Origin of the sequence: Pseudoalteromonas sp. XMcav1-K (genome assembly GCF_044005875.1) — a bacterium.
In the GTDB taxonomy this organism is placed as follows: domain Bacteria; phylum Pseudomonadota; class Gammaproteobacteria; order Enterobacterales; family Alteromonadaceae; genus Pseudoalteromonas; species Pseudoalteromonas spongiae.
Genome location: NZ_JBIPJE010000039.1, coordinates 23,325 through 47,135 on the forward strand (window position 1 = coordinate 23,325; position 23,811 = coordinate 47,135).

General features: G+C 41.1%; 23 protein-coding genes and 1 pseudogene. 12 read left to right on the forward strand and 12 right to left on the reverse strand.

Going from position 1 to position 23,811, the window contains the following annotated elements; genetic code table 11:
- The first annotated feature begins 103 nt into the window (after positions 1 to 103).
- The 5 genes from nth to ACHSBP_RS08500 all read left to right on the forward strand — a co-directional run bounded on the left by nth (position 104) and on the right by ACHSBP_RS08500 (position 7,955).
- Positions 104 to 772 carry an endonuclease III gene (gene nth, locus ACHSBP_RS08480; RefSeq protein ID WP_395388553.1) on the forward strand — a complete coding sequence of 223 codons (669 nt, stop codon included), beginning with the start codon at positions 104 to 106 and terminating at the stop codon, positions 770 to 772.
- 354 nt (positions 773 to 1,126) lie between these two features.
- A complete protein-coding gene (locus ACHSBP_RS08485) occupies positions 1,127 to 3,082 on the forward strand; it encodes a methyl-accepting chemotaxis protein (protein WP_395388554.1) in 1,956 nt (651 codons plus the stop codon).
- 150 nt (positions 3,083 to 3,232) lie between these two features.
- On the forward strand, positions 3,233 to 5,995 hold the full coding sequence (locus ACHSBP_RS08490) for a tetratricopeptide repeat protein (protein WP_395388555.1): 2,763 nt from the start codon (positions 3,233 to 3,235) through the stop codon (positions 5,993 to 5,995).
- Positions 5,996 to 6,392: 397 nt separating this feature from the next.
- Complete coding sequence (locus ACHSBP_RS08495) at positions 6,393 to 7,091, forward strand: helix-turn-helix transcriptional regulator (protein WP_010559515.1); 699 nt, start codon at positions 6,393 to 6,395, stop codon at positions 7,089 to 7,091.
- Positions 7,092 to 7,244: 153 nt separating this feature from the next.
- A complete protein-coding gene (locus ACHSBP_RS08500; RefSeq protein ID WP_395388556.1) occupies positions 7,245 to 7,955 on the forward strand; it encodes a hypothetical protein in 711 nt (236 codons plus the stop codon).
- A 90-nt stretch (positions 7,956 to 8,045) separates the two neighbouring features.
- On the opposite strand, the gene ACHSBP_RS08505 is transcribed toward ACHSBP_RS08500, so the two are convergent.
- The 6 genes and pseudogenes from ACHSBP_RS08505 to ACHSBP_RS08530 form a co-directional block, all read right to left on the reverse strand.
- Complete coding sequence (locus ACHSBP_RS08505) at positions 8,046 to 8,369, reverse strand: OmpA family protein (RefSeq protein ID WP_233430577.1); 324 nt, start codon at positions 8,367 to 8,369, stop codon at positions 8,046 to 8,048.
- A gap of 120 nt (positions 8,370 to 8,489) precedes the next feature.
- Positions 8,490 to 9,260, reverse strand: a pseudogene (locus ACHSBP_RS08510) (CsgG/HfaB family protein); the annotation flags it as partial.
- On the reverse strand, positions 9,257 to 9,679 hold the full coding sequence (locus tag ACHSBP_RS08515) for a curli assembly protein CsgF (RefSeq protein WP_395388557.1): 423 nt from the start codon (positions 9,677 to 9,679) through the stop codon (positions 9,257 to 9,259). The pseudogene ACHSBP_RS08510 and the gene ACHSBP_RS08515, both read right to left, overlap by 4 nt.
- A gap of 8 nt (positions 9,680 to 9,687) precedes the next feature.
- Positions 9,688 to 10,083, reverse strand: a complete 396-nt coding sequence (locus ACHSBP_RS08520; RefSeq protein WP_010559511.1) for a CsgE family curli-type amyloid fiber assembly protein — start codon at positions 10,081 to 10,083, stop codon at positions 9,688 to 9,690.
- 33 nt (positions 10,084 to 10,116) lie between these two features.
- Positions 10,117 to 11,625, reverse strand: a complete 1,509-nt coding sequence (locus tag ACHSBP_RS08525; RefSeq protein WP_395388558.1) for a curlin — start codon at positions 11,623 to 11,625, stop codon at positions 10,117 to 10,119.
- Positions 11,626 to 11,643: 18 nt separating this feature from the next.
- Positions 11,644 to 12,069: a curlin subunit CsgB gene (locus ACHSBP_RS08530; protein WP_233430573.1), complete on the reverse strand. Its 426-nt coding sequence runs from the start codon at positions 12,067 to 12,069 to the stop codon at positions 11,644 to 11,646.
- 453 nt (positions 12,070 to 12,522) lie between these two features.
- On the opposite strand from ACHSBP_RS08530, the gene ACHSBP_RS08535 reads away from it, so the two are divergent.
- Positions 12,523 to 15,027 (forward strand): S8 family serine peptidase, encoded by a 2,505-nt coding sequence (locus ACHSBP_RS08535; RefSeq protein WP_395388560.1) that lies wholly within the window; start codon positions 12,523 to 12,525, stop codon positions 15,025 to 15,027.
- 97 nt (positions 15,028 to 15,124) lie between these two features.
- On the opposite strand, the gene ACHSBP_RS08540 is transcribed toward ACHSBP_RS08535, so the two are convergent.
- Positions 15,125 to 15,625 (reverse strand): NlpC/P60 family protein, encoded by a 501-nt coding sequence (locus ACHSBP_RS08540; protein WP_395388562.1) that lies wholly within the window; start codon positions 15,623 to 15,625, stop codon positions 15,125 to 15,127.
- Between the two features lie 32 nt (positions 15,626 to 15,657).
- On the reverse strand, positions 15,658 to 16,224 hold the full coding sequence (sigZ, locus tag ACHSBP_RS08545; protein ID WP_395388563.1) for an RNA polymerase sigma factor SigZ: 567 nt from the start codon (positions 16,222 to 16,224) through the stop codon (positions 15,658 to 15,660).
- Between the two features lie 125 nt (positions 16,225 to 16,349).
- Between sigZ and arsH the strand changes: the two genes are divergently transcribed.
- Together arsH and ACHSBP_RS08555 are read left to right on the forward strand one after the other, a co-directional pair.
- Positions 16,350 to 17,060: an arsenical resistance protein ArsH gene (gene arsH, locus ACHSBP_RS08550; RefSeq protein ID WP_395388565.1), complete on the forward strand. Its 711-nt coding sequence runs from the start codon at positions 16,350 to 16,352 to the stop codon at positions 17,058 to 17,060.
- A gap of 186 nt (positions 17,061 to 17,246) precedes the next feature.
- The gene (locus tag ACHSBP_RS08555; protein WP_395388566.1) at positions 17,247 to 18,089 is read left to right on the forward strand and encodes a Tim44 domain-containing protein; all 843 of its coding nucleotides are present in this window, start codon (positions 17,247 to 17,249) and stop codon (positions 18,087 to 18,089) included.
- Between the two features lie 55 nt (positions 18,090 to 18,144).
- On the opposite strand, the gene ACHSBP_RS08560 is transcribed toward ACHSBP_RS08555, so the two are convergent.
- Entirely contained in the window at positions 18,145 to 18,537 is a 393-nt protein-coding gene (locus tag ACHSBP_RS08560; protein WP_100914889.1) for a hypothetical protein, read from the reverse strand.
- A gap of 225 nt (positions 18,538 to 18,762) precedes the next feature.
- Here ACHSBP_RS08560 and ACHSBP_RS08565 point away from each other — a divergent pair, with 225 nt between their 5' ends.
- On the forward strand, positions 18,763 to 19,011 hold the full coding sequence (locus tag ACHSBP_RS08565) for a DUF3297 family protein (RefSeq protein WP_010559502.1): 249 nt from the start codon (positions 18,763 to 18,765) through the stop codon (positions 19,009 to 19,011).
- A gap of 101 nt (positions 19,012 to 19,112) precedes the next feature.
- Here the strand turns inward: ACHSBP_RS08565 and ACHSBP_RS08570 are convergent, their stop codons facing one another.
- Together ACHSBP_RS08570 and chrA are read right to left on the reverse strand one after the other, a co-directional pair.
- Entirely contained in the window at positions 19,113 to 19,448 is a 336-nt protein-coding gene (locus tag ACHSBP_RS08570) for a DUF5522 domain-containing protein (protein WP_336436680.1), read from the reverse strand.
- 84 nt (positions 19,449 to 19,532) lie between these two features.
- A complete protein-coding gene (gene chrA, locus ACHSBP_RS08575; protein ID WP_395388568.1) occupies positions 19,533 to 20,678 on the reverse strand; it encodes a chromate efflux transporter in 1,146 nt (381 codons plus the stop codon).
- 109 nt (positions 20,679 to 20,787) lie between these two features.
- Here chrA and ACHSBP_RS08580 point away from each other — a divergent pair, with 109 nt between their 5' ends.
- From ACHSBP_RS08580 to ACHSBP_RS08590, 3 genes are all read left to right on the forward strand, one after another.
- The gene (locus ACHSBP_RS08580; protein WP_395388569.1) at positions 20,788 to 21,705 is read left to right on the forward strand and encodes a LysR family transcriptional regulator; all 918 of its coding nucleotides are present in this window, start codon (positions 20,788 to 20,790) and stop codon (positions 21,703 to 21,705) included.
- A 279-nt stretch (positions 21,706 to 21,984) separates the two neighbouring features.
- On the forward strand, positions 21,985 to 22,218 hold the full coding sequence (locus ACHSBP_RS08585; RefSeq protein ID WP_395388570.1) for a hypothetical protein: 234 nt from the start codon (positions 21,985 to 21,987) through the stop codon (positions 22,216 to 22,218).
- Between the two features lie 171 nt (positions 22,219 to 22,389).
- Positions 22,390 to 22,962, forward strand: a complete 573-nt coding sequence (locus tag ACHSBP_RS08590) for a YSC84-related protein (protein WP_105172008.1) — start codon at positions 22,390 to 22,392, stop codon at positions 22,960 to 22,962.
- 48 nt (positions 22,963 to 23,010) lie between these two features.
- Here ACHSBP_RS08590 and ACHSBP_RS08595 read toward each other — a convergent pair whose 3' ends face one another.
- On the reverse strand, positions 23,011 to 23,697 hold the full coding sequence (locus tag ACHSBP_RS08595) for a tellurite resistance TerB family protein (protein ID WP_395388572.1): 687 nt from the start codon (positions 23,695 to 23,697) through the stop codon (positions 23,011 to 23,013).
- Positions 23,698 to 23,811 lie beyond the last annotated feature (114 nt).

Here is a 23,811-nt window from a genome sequence, read left to right on the forward strand (position 1 = left end):
TAACTGAAAATTGCGACAATATAATGCACTGCTTACTCTGGCAGCCAGCTGCAAAGCAGTGTATTTTACCCTTTTATTCTAGATCGTTAGGGATGTTGTCATTGTGACGCAAAAAAATTTATTAAAAGCTGAACGTGTCGCGTTTATTTTAGATGAACTTGAAAAGCGTTACCCAAATCCTCCCATCCCACTTGATCACAGCGATCCTTATACCTTATTAGTTGCAGTTCTTTTGTCGGCACAATGTACTGATGAACGAGTTAATCAAGTTACGCCAAAACTATGGCAACTAGCCGATAACCCGTTTGATATGGCAATGCAAACGGTTGAGGATATTCAAGCAATTATAAGGCCTTGTGGGCTATCGCCGCAAAAGTCCAAAGCCATTAAAGTGCTGTCTGAAATGCTTGTCGCAAATCATAATGGGCAAGTGCCACAAGATATGGCTATTTTAGAAACGCTGCCAGGTGTGGGCCATAAAACAGCGGGGGTTGTAATGGCGCAGGCGTTTGGTGTTCCATCGTTTCCAGTCGACACACATATTCACCGCCTTGCACAACGTTGGGGGCTAACCAATGGTAAAAATGTGGCGCAAACCGAAAAAGATTTAAAACGACTTTTCCCGAAAGAGCGCTGGAACGATTTGCATCTGCAAATTATTTATTATGGACGTGAGTTTTGCACAGCCCGTGGGTGCCACGGTTTAGTATGCCCGATCTGCACAACTTGTTATCCTAATCGAAAGCACGCGAAAGCGATTAAAAAACCTTAAGGTCTGTTTAATAGTGTAGCTTTACCCCCATGGGCAATGGTGACTTCCTCCGTTGCCTGTATTGGAATTTCATTGATTTGGAGCAGCAAACCATACTCATTCTATTTTGTTAATGAAATAAATCATCAATGCTTAAAATATCAATAAAGATAAGCAGTTCCCCAGTACTTCATATCAATTCGTTTGCTGCATTGCTAATACATAAATCGTAATGCAATCGTTTGCTCTAATATTTATTTATTGAATGTTATGTTCAGGTGTAAATATCGTTAACATTTTGAGTGTTAATACCGATACCAAATAGGTATATTAAATTTGTAACCTGTTATACAAAACAATAATAAAGGCAGTATTATGAAAATGCGCACCAAGTTAATTGCGGGATTTGCCATCACCGTAATTGTGCCTATTCTGGCAATCGCTATGCTTGCACTCTCGCAGGCGAAAAGTGATGGTTTCACTCGGTTTTTAGCAACCACCCATGCAGAGATCCGTCAAGTAGAAAAAGGCTTTAATCTATTTTTTCAACAAGTTAAACATAATGCTGACTTTTTAGCGCAGGCCAATGTTGTAAAAAATGTGCCAACAGATGTCACCACATATATGGGCGCTGAAAAGTCGATGGATCCGCTGGCAGCGGTGGCCGGCGAGGCGGATATTTTTACTCTGTATGAAACCTTTGGCAAAACCCATCAAGAGTTGCTGTTTGTTTATTTGGGCACAGAGCAAGGCGGGTTTATTCAATACCCAGCAGAGCCACTTGGAAATTACGATCCGCGCCAGCGCCCGTGGTATAAATTAGCGCAAAGTGCCAGAGGCAAAACCGTTATTACCGAACCTTATCAAGGTGTAACAGGGCAAGCCATGGTGTCAGTAGCTAAAGCGATTAGTAACGACAATGGACAATTTGTTGGTGTGCAATCCCTTGATGTGACCTTAGCCACACTGACCGATATTGTATCGAGTATTAATATTGGGGAAACAGGCTATTTAATTTTGGTTGATGGCTCGGGCACTGTGCTTGCTGATCCTAAAAATGCTGATAACAACTTTAAAGCCATTTCTGAACTATCGTCACCGATTTATACATCGCTCGCGGATAACCTATCAAGCAAATCATTTACCATCGAAACTAGTAATAACACGTTAGAAGCAACCACTTATTTTTCAGATGATCTAAATTGGCGTTTTGTGGCTGTCATAGAGCAAGATGAAATTCTGCAATCTGCATCAGAAATGAAAGTATTTATTGGCATTATTGCATTGATAATGATTGCACTATTTGTGGTGGTTGGCGTTATTTTAGCTAATCGCATTGTTTACCCAATCGAAAAAGTATCCGAAGGTCTTAAAGAAATAGCGCAAGGTGAAGGGGATTTATCGAAACGCCTTGATGTGATTGGCAATGATGAAATTAGCCAGTTAGCAAAGTGGTTTAATCAATTCCTATCTACAATTAACGATCTTGTTAAAGATATAAATCATAAATCACAAATTCTAAATGATGCGGCCACTGTGTCGGGCGCAAAAGTCACGGAGATTATGAACGCAAGTCACGAACAAGAAGGCAGCAGTGAAGAAGCTGCAAAAGGCACGGCGACACTTGCTGACGTAGCAAAACAAGTCTCTGATGATTGCACTATTGCTATGAGTGATATTGTGCAAGCAGAAAACTTTGCTGATGAAGGTAATAATGATGTTAGGCTCGCGGTGAATGAAGTCACTAGTTTAAACGACTCGTTAAGCGAATCATCACAGGCCATGACCCAGCTTGAAAAAGAAAGTGAAAACATCACCAAGATACTTGATGTGATCCGAGGAATTGCAGAACAAACCAACTTGTTGGCACTGAATGCGGCGATTGAAGCGGCGCGTGCAGGTGAACAAGGCCGTGGCTTTGCGGTGGTCGCTGATGAAGTCCGTACACTGGCAAAACGTTCACACGAATCAACCGAAGAAATCGATAAAGTTCTCAACAGCTTAATTGAGCAAACCCGCTTGATGTCAGATAAAATGGCAAGCAGTGTTACGCGCTCACAAGACGCAATCGAAAAGGCAGAAAAAGCACATAATTCGTTTGATGACATTAGTAGTGCGGTGAGCAAAGTTAAGCAATTGATTTCACAAATTTCAGATGCTGCGCAGTCTCAATATGATGCCGCCGATGAGATTAACCGAGACATCACGGGCATTAGCGATTCGGTAAAATACACCGCAGGCTCTGCCGATGAATTAGCGGAAGGCTCTCAGCAACTCGTTGCATTGTCGGAAGATTTACGCAGCCTAGTAAATCGCTTTCATGTGAAGTAATACGGCTATTGGGCTTGGCAAATACACAGTTGCCAAGCCTTTATCTCCCTTTTAAAAAACCGTCAATCTACCTCTATACTTTACTTTTGTGCACATCATAGGGCGAAAAAGTGGTCTACACTTTAGATGAATCAGCCGTAGGTTAATGCTATGTCACGTTGTGTATTAGGGTTTTTTGTTATGTGTTGCTTAGCGTTTTTTGTGCATGCCAACGAGGTTTCGCTGCCAAAAAATAACGCTGATATTTCTGAAGTGATCCATTTTCTTAAAAAGAATTCCATCAACAGTCCCAAAATCGTCATAAGTTATATAGAAGACAACAAGCTAACGCAAAAAGCGCTTAGCCATGAAGAGAAAGTTAAAGTATTAAGCTATTACGCTCAGGCGAATCAATTTATAGGCGAAATTGAAAAAGCCAATGCCCTGCTAGCAGAAGCATTTACCATAATCAGTAATGGCTCAGTGTCAGCTGACACACAGGCAATTGCCTTGTTTGTGCGCGCTGTTATTAGCAGTGAAACGACACAATACACACAAGCTCTCAATGATTTAAATGCAGTTATTGCACTTTATCCCAAAGACAGTAATAACAAAAATATTGGTAAGGCTTATCAAACCCTCGCAGATACGTATCTACTGATAAATGACTACAAAAATACCTTTGATGCGCTATACAAAAGTCAATTTGTTTTTAAGGCAATGAAAGATCAAACCATGCTCGCTGTGAGCTATGGTCGCCTTGGTTCGGTGTATCGTTCAATTGGGGATTTCGATAAAGCCCTTGAAAATATGCTTAAATCACTTAAAGCATTAGAGGGTACTCAGGCTGAAAGACGAGTTGCAATTACCTATAACAATACCGCAATTATCTATAAAGACTTAGGCCGCTATGATGAAGCGATTAACTTACACAAACGATCGCTCAATCTTAAAGAAAAAATTGGATATCAGCGTGGCATGGTGTATTCCTACAACAACTTGGGCGAAACGTATCGACTAAAAGGCGATAAAGTACAAGCGCAGCGCTACTTAGATGAAGCACAAGCCCTTGCGGTAAAGCTTAATAATACCATGTTACTTGGTTCTACTTATTTATATCGAGCACGCATAGCTAAACAAAACAACCAGTTAGAGCAAGCGTTAACGCATCTAGACAATGCCATGACGATTTACCAAAAACGAAATTCAAAAGCACGTATATCGGAAGCATGGGTTGAATATGGCGATATTTACTTCGCGCAAGGTGATTTTGTAAAAGCTGAAAATAGTTATCAACACGCAATTGAACTGAGTCAGGCTGTGCAAAAAAATGTCGTGACCTTTGCTGCCTATGAAGGCTTAGTGAACGCGTTAAAACAACAGCAAAATTACCAAAAAGCACTTAATGCATTAATCGTCTATCAAGGGTTGAAATCGGCCTTATTTGATAAACAAAGCCAACAGCGACTTGAATCATTAATTGTAGAAAATCAATTGTTTAATGCGCAACAAAAATTAAAATTGGCTCAGCAAGAGTCGAAGCTAAAGCAGGCCGAGTTAGAGCGGGTAGAAACGCACCGAAACTGGAGCGCTTTTACCCTAGTTGTTATTTTTATTATTAGCTGGTTAATTTATCGAAAAGTGCAGCAGCATAATCGTATAAAAGTAGAGATCAAAGCGCGTAAAGCATTAGAAGAAAGCGAGCGAAGACTCAACCTCGCTCTTTGGGGCAGCGGCGATACGCTCTGGGACTGGGACTTAACTAGTGGCGAAATTACGCGCGAAAATTTACCGACACACTCGCGCTTTTCATCAAATGCATCCGGGCTTGATGCAAAAGCACTGAAAGAGTTTGTGCACCCCGACGACTATTCATCACTTACCGATGCGTTTGACGCCCATATTCGCAATAAAACGCCGTTTTTTGAAGCGAGTTATCGGGTGCTAGACAAACAAGGTGAATGGTGCTGGTTGCTTGATAGGGGCAAAGTAGTTGATACCGATGAGCATGGTAAAGCATTGCGCATTACCGGAACGCAACGAGATATTACCAAACTAAAGCAACAAGAAGTTGCGCTATTAGAGTTAAACAGTGAGCTTGAGCAGCGCGTTGCACAAAGAACGACTGAACTTGCAACAATGAACCAGCAACTGATGCATACAATTGAAAAATTAGAAGTTGCTCAAGAGTATATTATTGAAGCCGAAAAACACGCAGCGTTAGGCAGCATGGTTGCGGGGCTTGCCCATGAAATAAATACCCCGCTCGGCACTGCGATCACTGCCGTAAGCCATCTTAAAATGCAAACAGTGACTACAGAGTCGCAATTTAAAAGTAAAACCTTATCAAGCCAAGCGTTTGAGAGTTTCTTAAATGATGTAAATAATAGTAGCGAATTGATTGAAAGTGGGGTTGGTAAGGCGGGTGAACTGGTAGAGCGCTTTAAACTACTTGCCGGTAAAAATAGCGCACAAAAGCCGACTGTGATAAACCTTGCGACCCTATTATTAGAAAGCTTTAAAGTGGCGTTAAACACGCTGCAACGTGACCCCGAAACCGCCAACTTAACCATCAGTGGTGATGCGGAGTTAGTTAGCTTTGCGGCAACATTAGCACAGGTATTTAATATTCTTGTAGAAAATGCGTTACTGCATGCCGATGTACCGTATGTAGAAATAACCTGTGAACTATCTAAAGTAGGCTCAGGTGCTGAAATAAATTTTTATGATAACGGTAAAAACATTCAGGTTGGCGATGAAAAACGGATATTTGAACCTTTCTATACACGAAAACGGCAGCGCGGATATGCAGGGCTTGGTTTGCACATTGCGTATAATAACGTAACCCAAGACCTTAATGGCAGTATTGAGTGTTACCGCGATGCAAGTAAAGGGCTCGGTTATAAAATAAAGTTACCCTCTATTGAAAGTTAAAAATTTAGCTGGCCAGATGTTAAGAATTAATGATATCTAGACGTCTTGATTGCCTGCCTCAAGTACAAAATAAAACGCGAGAATACAAGTAACCTAAACAAAGAGTAAATAGTTAAGTTCTAATTTATCAAATGCTTACACCAAAGTTAACGAGGTGCTTTTATCATTTTTAAGCGTGATTAAATACGTTTAAATATCGACAATTTACAACTAACGTTTAATTGCGTTTTATGCCTTACGCTTTTCTAGTATAAAGTTGTTAATTTACTTCAATATGAAAAGAATTTTAGTACCCGTTTTAATTACATATTGTTATAACTTATTGTTTTACTTGCTGTGTAAAATCACATAATCTGGATATGGCATTCTTATGACAATTAACTAAAGGACGTTATAAGTGACAAGGACGAAATCTCAAGTTTACTTACAAGTTGCCGCTAATGCGCAACAACAAAACACAACGGAAATTCTACTTAAAGTACTCGAAACATTGTGCTTAAACGTAAAGGTAGAGTCGCTGTTCCCAGCATCAATCGATTCATCGGACAGTGCAGAACTGTATTTAATTTGCGCTAAAGATGCGCCGTGGAATGATATGTTGCCCAGCGCGCTTATTAATCTGGCGCGTCATCATAAAGTAGTGATTTATGACGCGCATAAAGATAATATTTGCGAGCAATTACTGCTGCTAGCTAATGTTAAAGGTGTTTTTTACCAAAACGATACACCTGATGTATTGTTTAAAGGCATACAAAAAGTACTGAATAGCGAGTTGTGGTTTCAACGTGGTGCAATTTGTGATGCATTTTCAAATCTATTGGCGCTACAGTTGCAACGGCAAGATAGTAGCGGGCACAACGAAGCGTTAGATAAGCTTACTAACCGCGAACGCACAATTATTCGCTTGGTGTCGCAAGGCGCACAAAATAAAGACGTTGCTGAGCAGCTGCATATTAGTGATCATACGGTCAAAACCCACCTTTACAGTGCGTTTCGCAAAACTAAAGCGCGAAACCGCATTGAATTGGTTAACTGGGCACAGCAGTTTTTGCCTTCGCTGGTTAAAAGCGGCATTGATATTAGTCACCAAAGTTAAATCCAAGAAATAGCGCTTTTGGATAGTTATGGCAATCGCTTAAGTGATTGACATTTAGCATAAAACGAGCAAAATCCGATGAACTAACAGCATCGGATTTTTTATGCATATTTCTAGGGCAATACACCAACTTTATGATGTTAAGATTATTACTTGGAAACAAAAAAGGTGTTTAACGGGGGGGGGATGAGGTTATTTACACTCGCGATGACCGTTACAGGTGTTTTGGTACTGTCATCTATGCTTTTTTACAATAAGCATGGGATTGCATGCGAGGCCGTGCCGCTGCTTGGATTTGAGCAAATTGATGCGGAAATTTATGTTGATGCAACAGTAAGTCAAACAGAACGAGACGCCCTGATAACCTTTGTTGATAAAGCGAAAGAAAGAGTGAGTGCAGCTTTTGGTGATATGAGTTCAACACCTCGTTATATAGTGACAAAAAAGAGTGCTCAATTTGGCTTTAACCCAACAGGCATGGCCAGAAGCTCATTAACACGAGAGTGTGTTTTTATTGGACCTAAAGGCCTCAATGTCGATGTTATTGCCCACGAAACGTCTCATGCAGAAGTGTTTTATCGCGCAAATTTTATAACTCAAACCTTCAAAATAAAACCATGGTTGTTGGAAGGGGCTGGCACATACGTTGATTACAGAGCCGCCCTAAAATTAGAAAATATTGCGCTTGATAATACGATAGTAGAAAAAGTAACAATGTTATCCGATTTTTCGCCAAGTGACACAAGGGCTTATCAAGCATCACGAGTTGCATTTGAGAGCATAGACCCTAAAACGTTTTATAAAGGCATCGAGCGGTTAAACGAAGGTGAAAGTTTCGAATCGGTTTTTGGTTATTCCAACTAGCGCGTATTTAGGTTAAGTCAAAAAGTAATCATGCCAACTTTTTACCGTGTTTAAGTCGGCATGATGCGTGTTAATTTTCACCTCGCGTAATTAGCTTGACTTTAAATTGATAATCACACGTCTGTCGAAAAACAAGCCTTCGTTATCTGCTGTGTCGTAATGCGCATCATCATCACCACGGGCCATAATGCTTACGCGCTCTTTGGCTATGCCGTTAGTAATGAGGTAGTTGGCGATGGCATTTGAGCGAGCAAGCGAGAGCGCATGATTGCTTTGGTCGTCACCACGTTTGTCGGCGTAACCAAACAATTCAACGTGAGCTGATTTTTGCTGTGATAATAACGCTAATACCTGTTCTAATTGGGTATTATACAGCGGCTCGATTTCAGCGGTTGCCGTTCTAAATTGCACCATAAATGAAATGCTTGGTGCGACGTTACGTTTTACACTTTGTGCTTTTTGCTGTTTTGCTTTTAACGCAGCAAGTTGCAGCTGTTTTTGCTGACGGGCTTTAGCAAGTGCAATGCTTTGCTGTTTAGTTGTCCACACCCCTTTATCAATACCTTTATGCACCAATTCAGAGAGTGCTTTTTCAATCGCCTGTTTGACACAAATATGCATTGGCTCGTTTTCACTAAAGCCAGCCTCCGCTTCGGCTAAACGCTTGTAGCTTACATAACGGAAAAAGCCTGCACGCATTTCTACGCTGAGTACTTTTTTGGTGGTCGCAACGGAAAGCAACACTTGCCCGGTACGTACATCAACTGCGCGCAGGTAAATTGAAATAATGTCTTCGCGGTATAACTCAGATGCACCAATACCAAAATATTCGGCACCTAAACCACCGGTTTTTACGTTTGAGTCATAGCTAATCACACCGCCTTCAAGAATAATTTTTGCTGTGGTAAGTGGCGGTAATTGTGCTGCTTCATCTTCTTTGTTTGATAGCGCTGCACGCACAATTTTTCGTTCGGTGAGAATGTTTTGCAGGCCCTCACGCTCAACCGGAATAAACCAGTCTGACTCATGCAGTGCTTGCACTAAAATCGAGTTCGCCCCTTGCGTTACTGCAGTAGAAAATGAACTGACATTGGTTTGCGGTTTGTATTGTCCGGTTTGGTCGCGAAAAGAATAAACCGATACGGGAATGCTGCCCGCAGGCGCGGGAAGACCGCTTAGATCACTGAAAGTTTTTGTTTGAGCAAGCTGCTGTGCCACCTCAAGCTCGGGTGGTAAAGTTTTTTTGATGGTGCTGCAACCTGCTAATAACACCAACGCAATACTAATAAATACACGCCAAATCATTCGCCAAACCTCGGTACTTCAACAATCACAACTTCGCCCGTAACCATATTGGTAATTTGCACCGTGATGGTGTCGCTACCACTGGTTAAGATTTGAATTTCATAGTCACCGCTGGTGAAAATGGAGTCTTGATTGAACATGCTGTCTTCTACACCTTCACCAAACGCGAGATCGGTGATTTCACGTACCATGCGGTTAATATAAGAACGCTCTAATGATTCTTGAAATTTTTCGGCGTAGGTTTTTTCGTTGATGGGCGCACGGTGTTTGTTTTGTGATTGTGCTTTATTTAGCAGCATTGCGCCATTGAGCGGACTGCCACCAAAACTTGGATTAACCGGCGTATACACCAACTCGGTGCTGACAGCACAGCTTGAAAATACCAATAAAACGCTGCTTACTATTATTTTATTTATCATTTTTATGGTTACCATCCACTGCTTGCTAAGTCTTCACTTTGCTCAGAAAACTTAGATTTAGCGATTGCGTCAATTGTCGCGAAAATCGCTTGTTCTACTTTATCTTTAACTGGCTCGATACGACGACCCATGTAAGTGGCATAAATTGCTTTGCTATTAACTTCAACAAACAATTTAGTACCAGCTCGCGGTACAACCGCTTCTTTTATTACGACATTAATGCCAGTGGTGCTTGGCATGTCTTGCCATAACAAACTGTACGAGTGGTAAAACTCTTTACCCGAGCGACTTAATGTTCTGTCGAGTAACAGGCCACTAATTTCAATATCTTCGCCATTTGCTTGCGGGCTAAAAGAGGCGCCTAAAAGCGTTAGCGTTATGATTAGTTTTATAATTGAATGCATTAGAAAAGGGCCGCGAACGGCCCTACCATTTTGTTACTGCTGAATAATCGTTGCAGTGTTGTAATCACCCGTTTGCGTTACAGTTACGCTACCTGATGCACTGTAAATACCACCATCCACTAAGTTGCCGTCGCCAACTTGTGAAATTGATAGTTCAACATCAGAGCCTTGCACTACAAATCCGCCAGTACCCATACCGCCAATCATGTTGTAGTTACCTGTTTGCGCGATATTAAGCGTGTTGCCACTGCCTTCAATTAGTAGATCAAGCGAGTTGATTTCGCCGTTTTGGGCAATATCAAGCGTGTTGTCATTGCTGTCTACCGCTGTGCTAAATGTCACTGCTGATTCGTTTTGATTACCTAGCTGCTGCACGTTAATGTCGTTGTTGTAGCTAGTAAGTGATTGATCAGGGTAAGACGATTGAACATAGCTGCTATTTTCGTTACCCACTTGCGTGATGTTAACGTCGTTATCGCTACCATTGAAATGTGCTAGATGACTTGCGTTAGCGTCACCGTCTTGGTGTACGATTAGTTCGTTGTTATCGCCAATTGCGCCAACATACGAGCTATTGTCATTGCCAAGTTGTGTTACTTGGAAATCATTGTTGTCACCAACAATATCACTGCTTGATTCGTTGCCGTCACCATTTTGTTCAATGATTAATTCGTTATCAGAACCAATAATGTAAGTGCTATCAAACTTGTTGCCTGTGCCTTCTTGGTCGATTGAAACAGTGTTATCTGAACCTTCAACAATGGCTGCTGTGAAATCATTCTCAGCACCTTCTTGTACAATGCTGATGTCGTTATCGTCGCCAGTAACTGAACCAATTACAACGCGCTGAACATCGCCTTGTTGATTTACGCTTAGCTCGTTATTGTGGCCAACCAATTCTTGAACGCCAAGCACGTTCCAAAAACCAGACTGTTCAACTTCAATATCGTTTACATCGCCTTGCACGCTCTCTAGATTTGTTTCATTCCAAACGCCCGACTGATTAATGTAAACCGTATTGTCGTTGCCTTCCATTGCTTGGTTATAAGCCCAATGACCGCCGTCACCTTGCTCAATTGTGATATCGTTATTATCGCCTGTCACAACGTTTACCGCTTCATTAGAAATACCAAAAAAGCCTGCGCCAGACTGATTTACCGTAATTTGGTTTGCGTCGCCTGTTAGCTCAGTTAGCGCAATGTGTGATGAACCATTTTGGTCGTACGATTCAAGGTTGTCGTTACCTTGTGTGTTTAACAGCAAGATATTAGAAGTGCCCACTTGCGTGGTTTGCGTGCTGTTCGCGCTACCTTGCGTTTCAGTTTTAAGGTAGTTTAAATCGCCTTCTTGCAGTGCAACTAAATCGTTACCAAAAGCAGCACCGGTTTCAGATGTTTGGCTTACAACCATAGTGTTTGCGACATTTTGCACAGTGTTATTTGCTTTAACCGATTTACTGTCGTCTTTTGTACTTGCCATTGCCGAAGTAGAGCCAACAGCCAGTGCTACAGCTAAGGCTAGTAAAGATTTATTCTTATTCACGGAGTTTCTCCTGTAAAATTATTGCTTGTAAAACGTCACATTCACTTCAATACCGTTACCTATTTGCTGAACTGTAAAGGTTTGTTCGCCAGCTTGAGAGATATTGGCGGTATTGCCGTCGCCTTGTTGCAGTATGTGTGCTTGGTTGTTATTTCCTTGTTGTAAAAGGTTTACAACGTTATTTGCGCCATACTGAAACAACGCAGCTTCGTTGTTAGTACCGTATTGGGTAACATGCGCTTGATTGGACGTTTCGTTTATTTGATTAACTGTTGCTTTGTTTAAAATCCCGTACTGAGTGATAACCACTTGATGCTGTTGCGCACCTACTCGGTATTGCAGGGAAGTATTTAGACTGAGAGAAAGAGGAGATTCTTGTAGGTCCTTCGCTAATGCTAAGTGAGAATTACTAAGCGCCGCTAAGTAAAATACAGAGGTGCGCAAAATCGTACCTAACGATTTGCATATACCAGATTGAGTTTTACAGAGTTTTGCTTTCATCACAGAATTTTAGAGTAAGAACACGACAGCGATTAAATTACTATTTTTACGAAAGCGAGCGCTATCAGCCAAATTTGTGCTTCTTGAATTTAAGCTAATAAACAATAGCTTATGTTGTTTTTTACGGTGGCGTTAAATATTTGTGAAAGGCCAGCTACCAAAAAAGTGCTAGTCATAAAACAGTCATATTTAATTGATCAAAAACACCCAAATGAAATTAATTCCAATAAAAATCAGCTTGTTAAAGGTTTTGTTAATTTTTATTTATATTAACGCTTGCGCCTTTGTTGGGAACTGTGTTTGATAAAAAGGTTGCTTAAAAATTTAGATTGAAGAGTTGTTGAGATAGGTGCTCGATTGTCGAGCGTACATTTTATAAAAAATGGAATTTCAATAATGAAAGCGAAACTTTCTGCAATTTCACTTGCTTTGCTTCCTTTGGTGGCAAGCGCATCAGCAACAGCGACACCAGCGGTTAAAAGCGCTGACGGTTACAAAAATAACTCAGTTATTGTTGTGTACAAACAACATGCTCGCGCAGCAGATAAAGCAGCTGCACGTAAGCTTGTAGCTGCGACTATTTCAGATGCAAACCTTGATGAAATAGATGATCGTTATAACCACATTCTTAAAGGTCGTATGGCGCAATACACGTTGAACGATAACGATGTAAAAGGCGCAATATCAAAACTGCAAAATCACCCAGCAGTAGAATATGTAGAGCCTGATCATATTGTGTCGATTAATGCACAACCTGATGATCCACAGTTCAGTGATTTATGGGGCCTTCACAACACAGGTCAAACCGGTGGCACCAATGATGCCGATATTGATGCGCCAGAAGCGTGGGATATCTCAACCGGTAGTCGCGACGTTGTCGTAGGTATTATCGATACGGGTGTTGACCATACACACGAAGACATTCAAGCCAATGCGTGGGTTAACCCAAATGAAATCGCAGGCGATGGCATCGATAACGATGGCAATGGCTACATTGACGATATTCACGGTATAAATGCAATTACCGATGTGGGCGACCCAATGGATGACCAAGGTCACGGTACCCACGTTGCGGGCACAATTGGTGCAACGGGTAACAATAGCCAAGGTGTAGTGGGTGTTAACCACTCTGTATCTATGGTTGGTTGTAAGTTCTTATCAGCACAAGGCACGGGTTCAACTTCAGATGCAATTAAATGTATCAACTACATGGTTGGCTTAAAAAATGCTGGTGTCGATATCAAGGTACTAAACAACAGCTGGGGTGGCGGTGGCTTTAGCCAAGCGCTATCTGACGCGATCACTGCATCTGAACAAGCTGATATCTTATTTGTTGCCGCGGCAGGTAACGACGCGGTAGATAACGACGCAAACCCTCATTACCCTTCAAGTTACGAGCATGACAGCGTATTAGCTGTAGCAAGTACTGATCACACAGATAATATGTCGAGTTTCTCACAATGGGGTTTAGCAAGCGTTGATATGGGCGCACCAGGTTCAAGTATTTTGTCTACTGTGCCAGGTAATGGCTATGCAACTTACTCCGGTACGTCAATGGCAACACCACATGTTGCAGGTGCTGCAGCATTAGTATTATCGTTAAACCCAACGCTTAGTGCATTAGAGTTAAAAGAGTTATTAATGAACTCAGGTGATGCAAACGCGGCACTGCAAGGTAAAACGGTTGCTGGTACACGACTAAACGTATACAGCGCACTTGAACAGTCTAATCCAGAGCCTGGATTTAGATTGATCACAAGCCCAACATCACAAACAGTAACAGCAGGTCAAACAGCAACGTATGAGTTTGAAATTGCGTCTGTTGCGAATTGGGATGACGTAGTAACACTTACTTTAGACTCATCAATTGCTGATGCTGCACTGTCAACTAACACTGCTACACCGGGTCAGATTGTTACGCTAACTGTGCCTACTGCCGCTGATACGCAGTGGGGTGATTATAGTTTCACGGTAACAGGTCAAAGTGGCGCGTTAGAGAAATCAAGTACTGTTGGATTATATGTTAACCCACAAGGGCTCGCTGATTTCACTTACGACAATAACGACGCAGTATCAATTCCAGACAATGACCCAGCGGGTGCATCGTCTGTCATTACTGTGCCAGATGAAATCACTATCTTTAACACACTCGCGACGGTTAATATTACTCACACCTACATTGGTGATTTAATTGTTACCCTTACTTCACCGACAGGCACTGTGACAACACTGCACAATAAATCGGGCGGTTCGAGTGACAATATTAACCAAACGTATGAAGCAGTTATTTTCAATGGTGAAAATGCAGCTGGCGATTGGACCTTACATGTTGAAGATACCTACAGCGCAGACACAGGCTCATTAGACAGCTGGTCATTAACCTTCAGTGCAATTGGCGATGTTGCGCCAGTAGCACCGGTTGCTGATTTTACCTTTGAGCGTGATGGCTACAATGTGATGTTCACTAACGCAAGTAGTGATCGCAACAATGATATTGTGTCGTATCTGTGGGACTTCGGTGATGGCAATACATCAACTGAAGCAAACCCAGTTCATGCGTATGCGGCGGCGGGCAATTACAGCGTGTCGTTAACCACAACTGATGCAGAAGGGTTAAGTGATACTGCGAGTAAAGATGTTCAGATCTCAGATGCCAACATTGTAGTTGATGTGAAACGTGCAAACTTATCGCGCACAGGCTTTATGCGTGTTGAGTTATTAATCGATGGCGCAACAGAAGGTACTGTTGATGTTTACCGTAATGGTGAATTGTATGAAACAGTAGAAAATGTGGGTGTTTATCGTGACTTCAGCCGTGGCGTAACTGAAACAAACTTTACCTATAAAGTTTGTCAGGCTGGCGATGTTTGCTCAAATGAAGTAACGGTTAATTTCAATTAATCAATTGTGATTTAATAACCTAACCGATAAGAGTTATCGTACGCTTTATGTTAAAACAAGTGCGGTAACTCTTTTTTATTTGAAGTTTAGGGTCTTATTAAAAGTTAATGCGTTTTGCCTGCCAAAAAGCGCTTCGCCAATAGCTATTTTTTAACGACGACACAATAACGCCTTGACTGGTCGAGGCATGTAAAAACTGATTATCTTCAATGTAAATACCAACATGATAAGTACGAAAACCTGTTTTAAAAAACACTAAATCGCCCGCTTGTAAGCCTGTTTTACTCACTTTGTTGCCAAATTCAGCTTGTTTGAGGGTAGTGCGCGGTAATAAAAAGCCAAAATGGTCAATATAGGTGGTTTGCACGAACGCCGAACAATCAATGCCTTTTTTTGATGTACCACCCAGTTTGTATGGCACGCCCCGCCAAGCATCTAGCTGTTGATAAAGCGCATTCGCCACAGAGTTATTACTTGATACGTTTACTTTGTTATTAGGCACAGGTGTTGTAGCGTTTGAGGGGGATTTTGCACAGGCAGCGAGTCCTAAACAAAGTGTTAGGTAAAGTAATGGGGCGGTATTTTGGCGTAACAGCATACTGATGCAATATCCTTTTGTAATGCGCTGATTTACTCTAATTGCTTTGGCTTTATGTTGTTACATGATTTACGTTGATAATCAATAGCGCGACCAAAAGTATCAAATTCGAAATGGCAACATTCGTCAAACAGTTCTCTAAGGGCTTTTCGACTTGTTTGTACACGCGATTTTAACGTGGAGTAGTGAATCCCCATATGTTCAGCTAATACTTTTTGTTGGGCATTTTCTAAATCAACCGCGATTAGCAACGCGCGCTGTGGTTCAGGTAAGTGTTGAATAAATGGCGTTAAACAATCGATTAAATCTTGCTGTACAGACTCTTCGTTATCAGAGGTAATAAGCGATTCTGGTATTTCATGTTGTTTTCCACGGGCACGATAAAAATCAATAATCGTGTTGTTAGCGATTTGAAAAAGCCACGACTTGAGTTTGCTAATATCATTTAGCAAATGCAGGTTTTTATGGGTTTTAATAAAAATTTCTTGCATTAAATCTTCTACATCAGCGCTGTTCGCCACCTTCTTTTTTAAAAAGCGCGTTAATGCGTGCTGATATTCAAGCCATACTTCTTCAATATTCACGACAGTTACTACCATTTTTATCATTACTACAAAGTGTGACAAATAAGACGTTATTTTTCATATAAAGACGAAGTTTATTTCGTCTTTTTTAACAGCCAAGCGTCTTACTGTGTGTAAATTAATTGAATTAGGTAGTAATTATGTCTTTTTTACAAAACGAAACATTCACCTTTACACCTGAAAATAAAGAGATGAGCAGACATAAACCAAAGGTTTTAATGCTTTACGGTTCGTTAAGAGAAAATTCGTACAGTAAGTTCGCTACACTAGAAGCGGCTCGTATACTTGAATATATGGGGGCTGATGTCAGAGTGTTTGACCCCGCCGGCTTACCGGTATTTGATAACAACGCGTCGGCCGAACATGCGAAAGTGCAAGAACTGCGAGAACTCGCATTATGGTCTGAAGCTCAGGTTTGGTGTTCTCCAGAAATTCACGGCAATATGTCTGCGGTATTTAAAAACCAGATTGATTGGTTACCTTTGTCATCTGGTGCACGTAGGCCAACACAGGGAAAAACACTTGCACTAATGCAAGTGACAGGCGGTTCGCAAAGCTTTAATGCCCTCAATAATATGCGCGTGTTAGGGCGCTGGATGCGCATGTTTACAATAGCTAATCAATCGTCGATTGCAAAAGCTTACCAAGAATTTGATAGTCATGGCGTGATGAACGCCTCAAGCTTTCGCGACCGCATTGTTGATGTAATGGAAGAGCTAATGCGATTTACATTTTTACTGCGTGACCATGATGGATTATTGCTAGACCGTTACAGTGAACGAAAGGCGAGCCAACAAAATATCGATGAGTTAAATCAACAACTAAAAACGCATATTCTCTCACCAAGGTGATAGGGCGTTCGGTAACTATTCATTCGATCAGTGCAAAGCTCACAACATAGTGAGCTTTGCATTTATTGTTTAGAAAAAATTTAATGAAATTTTCAATAAAATTAACCACTTTATATTGGTTTAACCTATTGACTCTAAAAGTGCCGCTTTTAGAATGCTCGCAGCTTAATAATATGGAAAAATTTGATGAAAAAATTCGCATGGTTTTTCGCACTCGTTGCGTTAATGTTTTCTTTTTCGTTTGATGCTGAAGCACGTAAAAAGTTTGGCAGCAAAAGCAAAGGTAAAACGAAACAAACCACAACAACACAACAAAAACAGCAAGTTGATACAAATAACCCAACGCTTCCGGCAAAAAAGTCTTCTAAAAAAGGCTTAATGGGTGGCATTTTAGGTGGTTTACTTGCCGGTGGGTTAATTGCAGCAATGCTAGGTGGCGATTTTGAAGGTTTCCAATTTATGGACTTCATTATTATTGCGCTGGTTGCGTTTGTATTATTTAAGTTGTTTAAAACATTTATGATGAAAAAGGCGCAAAGCCAACCGCAGTTTGCAGGCGTACCGCCAATGCAACAAGCTCCTTCGTCACAGACTGCGCCGCAACATTTTAGCAATCAAGGCTTTGCACAACAAAGCCAATCGGTACCTATGAATTTACCGATTAATTTTGACTTAAACGGCTTCTTGCAAGGAGCTCGTGAGCACTACCATACGTTACAAAAAGCATGGAATGATAACGACTTTACGGTGATTTCTGAGTACGTAAGTGAGCAACTGTTAGCTGAACTAAAACAAGAGCGAGCAGAGGTTGAAGAGGTAGCGACTGAAGTTATGTTTATCGATGCAGAACTGGCACGTGCTGATACATCACCTATGTTATGGGAAATCAGTGTACGTTTTCGTGGTAAATACCGCGATTTAGGCGATAAGCAAGAAGAGCCAATTGATGAAATTTGGCACCTAGAGCGCAGCTTGTCACAGCAAGATGCACCTTGGGTTATCGTAGGCATTGAAGATAACGCCGCGTAATTTGCTGAACAATTTAAGACCAAAAAGCAGCCAAATGGCTGCTTTTTTACGTTTATTAAGACTGATTTTTTAACAGTATAGATAAATGTTGTTGTAGCTCTGTTGGGCTATCTGGGGTATGTAAAAACCCACCTAACTTTGCGCCAGATAATTCTTGCCTAATATCGTATTTTAGCGCGTTTAAGCGAGGCACCACGTTGTCGCCTTCGACAAAGTACATGTCCAAATCCATTAAAAATGGTACGCGTAGCGACATAGTAATGCGCGCCATTAAATTGGGGTAAAGTGCCATTAAATCCGAAAAGGTGAGTTGAATTTTCTGTTTACCGATTATTTTAAAGCCCGCGGCTTTAATTTTATTGCGAATAAAGTGGTGTTTACCAAACAGGTAGGTTTCGGGTTTTAGTAAGTAAAACGAGACACATTTATTCTTAATGAGTTTTCTCATACGCACACTCCCTTACTTCAAATTATTGGCCACGTCGAGGTTTTAAATTATTTGGCCAATATGCTTACTATAGAAGCAAAAGCACATTGCTAACAAATTGTTTTGTGTAAATGATTATTACCGCACCGCTTTTTTAATTCTCGATTAATTTAGTGCTTTGCTATTGAGCGTATACGGTCAATTTTCTACAATGGCGAAAATTAAATACGTAATAAAGAAATAATTATGAACGATAAAACAGATTTACCAGCATTACCGGATCGTCTTTCAATTAACCCGCGCAGCAAATTCTACTCTGAAGAAGTGTTAAAGCTGGATATTGGTATTCGTTTCAACGGTAAAGAGCGCTCTGACGTTGAAGAGTATTGTATCAGTGAAGGTTGGATTAAAACTGCTGCGCCAAAAGCGTTAGATCGTTACGGCCAACCTATGCTTATTAAATCAAAAGGCACGGTTGAAGCGTTCTACCGTTAAGCTAAAAAGTGCACCTTTTTAGGTGCACTTTTTCAGCAGCTATCTATCGCTCAGTGATTTTGATTTATTGGGCTGTTCAACAAAGCTTAAACTCAGGTTGTTTAGTAAGCGCAATGCTTACAGCCATTACCACAGCAATAACCGCGTTTTAAATGCGCCCATTTTGTCATCACACGATAACCGTCTTCATTTAAATAATAATCTAACTTTTCAACGGGAAACTGGTTTTGATATTGCGCAGCAAGCGTAACTAATTCGCTATTTGATTTCGTTTCGTAAAGACGTGCTAGTTCATCGTTAATTTTATCAATTAAACATGCTTTACATAAACAATTGGCGTCTTTAGTGACTGGTAAAATATTGGGAAGCGAAAAACACCAACAACTGCCTTGTTGGCTTTCGCATTTGAATGGGGCTTGGCAAGAAATACAGTTCATAATTTGGCGCAAAAAAGCGTTAGCATAAGTAAAATACTACACTAACGCAAATTTCAATTAGCGGCGTTTGCACCGTTTACTTTGCTAAATAGTGCTTAACGCTAATCCGCCTAGCATAAAGCTAACAACTAACCAGATAATGGGTAGTTTTAATTGCTTCATAATAAAAAAGCCAATCAATACAAGAGCAATATCTTTTGGCGCAGTTACCGCACTTGTGAAAATCGGCGTATAAAGCGCCGCTATCAGCAACCCTACAACCGCGGCGTTAACGCCTGCAAGCGCACCACTTACGCTTGGTTTGTTAGCAAGTACTTGCCAGTCTTTTAGCACCGTTAATAACAGTAAAAAGCCTGGTAAAAATACCGCTAAAGTAGCGATTAGCGCACCAATAACTGGCGCATTATCAAATAGTTCATAGCCAATATAGGTGGCAAAGGTAAACATAGGGCCAGGTACCGCTTGCGCCGCCGCATAGCCTGTTATAAAAGCGTCTTGTGATAATTGATCGCCAACAATATTTTGCAGTAAAGGCAGTACCACATGACCACCGCCAAATACCAAACTACCGGCCTGATAAAAGTCATTAAATAGGCTTATTTCAGGTGCAAAAGGTGCAGTTAAAGGCAGCCCAAGCAACAAGGTTATAAACAACAGCAATGGTATTAGGCTAGGTTTAAATGTGTGCTGATGTGTCGTCGGTATTTTACCTTTTAATGCAACCGCGCCAATAAGTGCCGCGCCAATTAACACGGCAAATTGCGCGCTAAGGGTAGGGCTTACAAGCAATACGCACGCTGTGGCGATACACAAAAATACGGTTTTAGTGTCTTTACAGAAGTTTTTAAACATACCCCATGTGGCGTCGGCCACTACTAAAACGGCGAGTAGCTTTAACCCGTGAACAATGCTTTCAAAAATACTGTTATTAACCAGTGCACTTGAGGTGATAGCAAGCGCCAGCATAATAATCACTGATGGCAGAGTAAAGCCAACAAATGCCGCGATCGCACCTTGTAAACCGGCACGTTTGTACCCTAGTGCAAATCCTACTTGGCTCGAACCAGGGCCGGGTAAAAACTGACTAAGCGCAATCAGTTGACCGTACTCTTCATCACTTAACCACTTATATTTAGTGACGAAGGTTTGGCGAAAGTAGCCAATATGGGCCGCAGGCCCACCAAAACTGACCCAGCCGAGTAAAAAGAACGTTTTAAAAATACTGAACATACGCGCATAAATATCTGTGTTATCAAACCTGCGCAAAGCTTAAAAAAAGCGATACAATTAATCCAATTAATATTATTTGTAATAAATATGAATTAAATAGGATTGGTTAATGGTTTCGATTGAAGAAACGAAATGGCGCAATGTCGATTTAAACCTGCTGGTGGCTTTTTCGTATTTGTATCGCTTTGAAAGCGTTAGCTTAGCGGCAGAAAAGAACTTTGTTAGTCAATCGGCAATGAGTCACAGTTTATCGCGCTTACGGATATTACTTGATGACGAACTGTTTGTGCGAGAGGGCCATAAGATGGTGGCAACAGACTTTGCTCATGCGGTTTATCCGAGTATTGAGTCGATGCTGCAATTAGTGCAACAGCAGGTATTAAAGCGTGACACTTTCAATGCCAACACCTATCAAGGGGTTTGTCGAATCGGCTTAACCGATTACGCAGAGTATATTTTTGCGCCGGCTATTTTCGATTTAATTAGAACGCAAGCGCCTAATGCGCAAATTAGTTTCGTTAACGTAAATAGGGTGAATTACCGTGAGCTTAGTGAGCAAGAATCACTTGATTTGGTGGTTGGCAGCATTCCTAACTTACATAATGCGTTTGAAAGCGAGTTACTGTATTGCGAGCAACACATGTGTTTGCTAAATAAAGAGTTTGCCAAACGCATTATGCCAATCACAAAGCATACTCTTGCTAATATTGAACATGCGATTGTTAGCCCTGACGGTAGTTTAACCACTCAAGTAGATAATTTGCTGAGTGAAGATGGTTTAACACGCAGGGTGACTGTGGCTAGTCGTAACTTTTTAACCGTACAACGTTTGCTGTTGGAGCGAGAGCTTATCGCGATTGTGCCAAAGCGAATGGCCGAAATCTCATTACCTAACGATGCGCTACAAAGCGTCTCGCCGCCTATTAAGGTACCTGATTTTGATATCTCTATGTTGTGGTTAAAACGTTCACGGGCCAATGAAAAGCACATTTGGCTGCGTTCAATTATGAAACAAGTCGTAAGTTAGCGCCCGTTGACGGTTGAAGTTCGTTTTTGCAGTAATTTGATTTGGTTTTATACAAGGAAAGGCTAGGTGGAAACGCTACTTTATGTGATTTTTCCGATAACGTCTTTGGGCCCAGCAAAGTCACTTTCCTACATCAATGTGGGGCAACACAATAGGAAATTAATTAGGCGCCATAGTTAAATTTTACTCAAATAGCACAAAAATAAAACAGCGGCTGAATATTAAGCTTGGATTAAGGGAAATAATTGAACAATACACACTCCACAGAAGGAAAAAGTTATGAGCAATTTAATTTTTCAAAATAAGCTATCTTTTACATTAACACTGTTAGCCGCTATTGGGCTTGGCGTATTTTTATTGCCTGTAGTGTTATTTTTATGGCTAACCATGATGATGTTTATTGGCCTTAACGTGTTAATTGCAAAATTACGTGGCGGTACGCTAACGGGGAAAGGCTTTAAAAAGCCAAAATACGCATTTTATAAAGGCAAAATCGAAAAAGTGATTAACTAGTTTTAATTGTTTAGTTAACCCGAATCCACATAAACCTTAATCGCCTGCTAAAAAGGGCGATGTTTGTATTGATTTAACGTGCTGCTTTTTTGCGTAACATGCCATTTGTGCAGCACAGTTATATACGCGCTCAGTTACAAAGATAATTAAACATGTAAAAGGAGAGAGAATATGGGAAAGTTTCTTACACCAATACTGTCACTACTACTTGTTAGCATCAGTGCGTTTGCCAGTGCCGATGAATATCAAACTACGTTACAAAATTTTAAACAATCTCACGAAACCAAGCGCTTTTTTAATAGTGCCTATGGCTATGTGGTATTTCCAACCATTGGTAAAGGTGGCTTAGGGTTAGGCGCGGCCTTTGGTAAAGGTCAGGTTTACAAGCAAGGCAAAGCGGTGGGTAAAACAAGTGTTAGTCAATTATCGGTTGGCTTTCAAGCAGGCGGGCAAGCCTACAGCCAAATCATTTTCTTAAAAGACAAACGCGCGTTTGATGAATTTACTTCGGGTAATTTTGAATTTGGTGCAGGGGCGTCAGCGGTTGCTATTACCGCCGCGGTACAAGCGCAGGCAGGCTCTACGGGCGTAAGTTCAAGTGTCGGCACCGATGCAAATTCCACTAAGCAAAATAAAGCAAAATACCGTAAAGGCATGGCGGTGATGACGTTGGCAAAAGGCGGCTTTATGTACGAAGCCGCACTTGCTGGGCAAAAATATAATTACACGCCGTATAAGCAATAACACTCAAAAAAACCAGAGGCGACTCTGGTTTTTTAGTTGATGCTCTAGCTAATCAGCTTGGCTTAGTTGATGATGAATACTGTTAACTAAGTCGCGAGGTAAACACAGTTGATTAGCTAATGTTTGTAAATATTGCTGTGATGCACTCTGGTTTAAATCAATTGCGCTGGCGCTTGCTGCATACACTTCAATGCCCGTTTGTGCGTTAGGCACGGTTGCAACTAGCTCACTTAAGCTCATTGGCGCGCGTAATTCATCAAACAACATGGCTTTTTCTTGTGTTGTTAGTGCCATTTGCTCTACTTGAGCGAAAATAGTTTGGCGCTCATTTTCATCAATATGGCCATCGGCATACGCGGCGGCGATCATGGCGCGCATTAAAATTAACTGGCCGTTACCCGTTTCGTCTTCAACAACGGCATCAAAGCTTTGTTCTTGCATATGCGTCGGTTCAACGCGGTATTGGCTACTACGATTTTGCATTGCGTTATCAAACGCTTGTCTATCAGCGGCTTGCTGAGTTTGGCTACTTTTTTCGCTGTATTGTTGATACGCTTTCCAAGCGAGTCCGCCAACGGCTGCCAGTGCGCCATACTTTACCGCTTTCTTACCCACTTTTTTTGACTTCTTACCTGATAGCAAGCTGGTTAAGCCGCCACCTGCTACACCACCTAAAAAGCCACTTAGTGCACCTGATTTATTTAGGCTGCCAACTAATTTTTGTAGATCTTTCATTGCTTTCTCCTAAATTGATAACTTTCATTAGAGTAAAAAAAATGATGCAATAAAGGAACTGCAGAACTGTTACAAAGTGATTCAAACATTTTGTGATAATCGGCAATTAAAATG

What these genes read in the sequence shown, in the direction of transcription:
- chrA (WP_395388568.1), bottom strand. Translation starts at nt 20,678, where the DNA reads ATGTTCAGTATTTTTAAAACGTTCTTTTTACTCGGCTGGGTCAGTTTT.
- ACHSBP_RS08570 (WP_336436680.1), bottom strand. Translation starts at nt 19,448, where the DNA reads ATGAACTGTATTTCTTGCCAAGCCCCATTCAAATGCGAAAGCCAACAA.
- ACHSBP_RS08535 (WP_395388560.1), top strand. Translation starts at nt 12,523, where the DNA reads ATGAAAGCGAAACTTTCTGCAATTTCACTTGCTTTGCTTCCTTTGGTG.
- ACHSBP_RS08520 (WP_010559511.1), bottom strand. Translation starts at nt 10,083, where the DNA reads ATGCATTCAATTATAAAACTAATCATAACGCTAACGCTTTTAGGCGCC.
- ACHSBP_RS08485 (WP_395388554.1), top strand. Translation starts at nt 1,127, where the DNA reads ATGAAAATGCGCACCAAGTTAATTGCGGGATTTGCCATCACCGTAATT.
- ACHSBP_RS08490 (WP_395388555.1), top strand. Translation starts at nt 3,233, where the DNA reads ATGTCACGTTGTGTATTAGGGTTTTTTGTTATGTGTTGCTTAGCGTTT.
- ACHSBP_RS08580 (WP_395388569.1), top strand. Translation starts at nt 20,788, where the DNA reads ATGGTTTCGATTGAAGAAACGAAATGGCGCAATGTCGATTTAAACCTG.
- ACHSBP_RS08560 (WP_100914889.1), bottom strand. Translation starts at nt 18,537, where the DNA reads ATGAGAAAACTCATTAAGAATAAATGTGTCTCGTTTTACTTACTAAAA.
- ACHSBP_RS08540 (WP_395388562.1), bottom strand. Translation starts at nt 15,625, where the DNA reads ATGCTGTTACGCCAAAATACCGCCCCATTACTTTACCTAACACTTTGT.
- arsH (WP_395388565.1), top strand. Translation starts at nt 16,350, where the DNA reads ATGTCTTTTTTACAAAACGAAACATTCACCTTTACACCTGAAAATAAA.
- ACHSBP_RS08590 (WP_105172008.1), top strand. Translation starts at nt 22,390, where the DNA reads ATGGGAAAGTTTCTTACACCAATACTGTCACTACTACTTGTTAGCATC.
- sigZ (WP_395388563.1), bottom strand. Translation starts at nt 16,224, where the DNA reads ATGGTAGTAACTGTCGTGAATATTGAAGAAGTATGGCTTGAATATCAG.
- ACHSBP_RS08585 (WP_395388570.1), top strand. Translation starts at nt 21,985, where the DNA reads ATGAGCAATTTAATTTTTCAAAATAAGCTATCTTTTACATTAACACTG.
- ACHSBP_RS08505 (WP_233430577.1), bottom strand. Translation starts at nt 8,369, where the DNA reads ATGGTGCAATTTAGAACGGCAACCGCTGAAATCGAGCCGCTGTATAAT.
- ACHSBP_RS08595 (WP_395388572.1), bottom strand. Translation starts at nt 23,697, where the DNA reads ATGAAAGATCTACAAAAATTAGTTGGCAGCCTAAATAAATCAGGTGCA.
- ACHSBP_RS08515 (WP_395388557.1), bottom strand. Translation starts at nt 9,679, where the DNA reads ATGATAAATAAAATAATAGTAAGCAGCGTTTTATTGGTATTTTCAAGC.
- ACHSBP_RS08555 (WP_395388566.1), top strand. Translation starts at nt 17,247, where the DNA reads ATGAAAAAATTCGCATGGTTTTTCGCACTCGTTGCGTTAATGTTTTCT.
- ACHSBP_RS08565 (WP_010559502.1), top strand. Translation starts at nt 18,763, where the DNA reads ATGAACGATAAAACAGATTTACCAGCATTACCGGATCGTCTTTCAATT.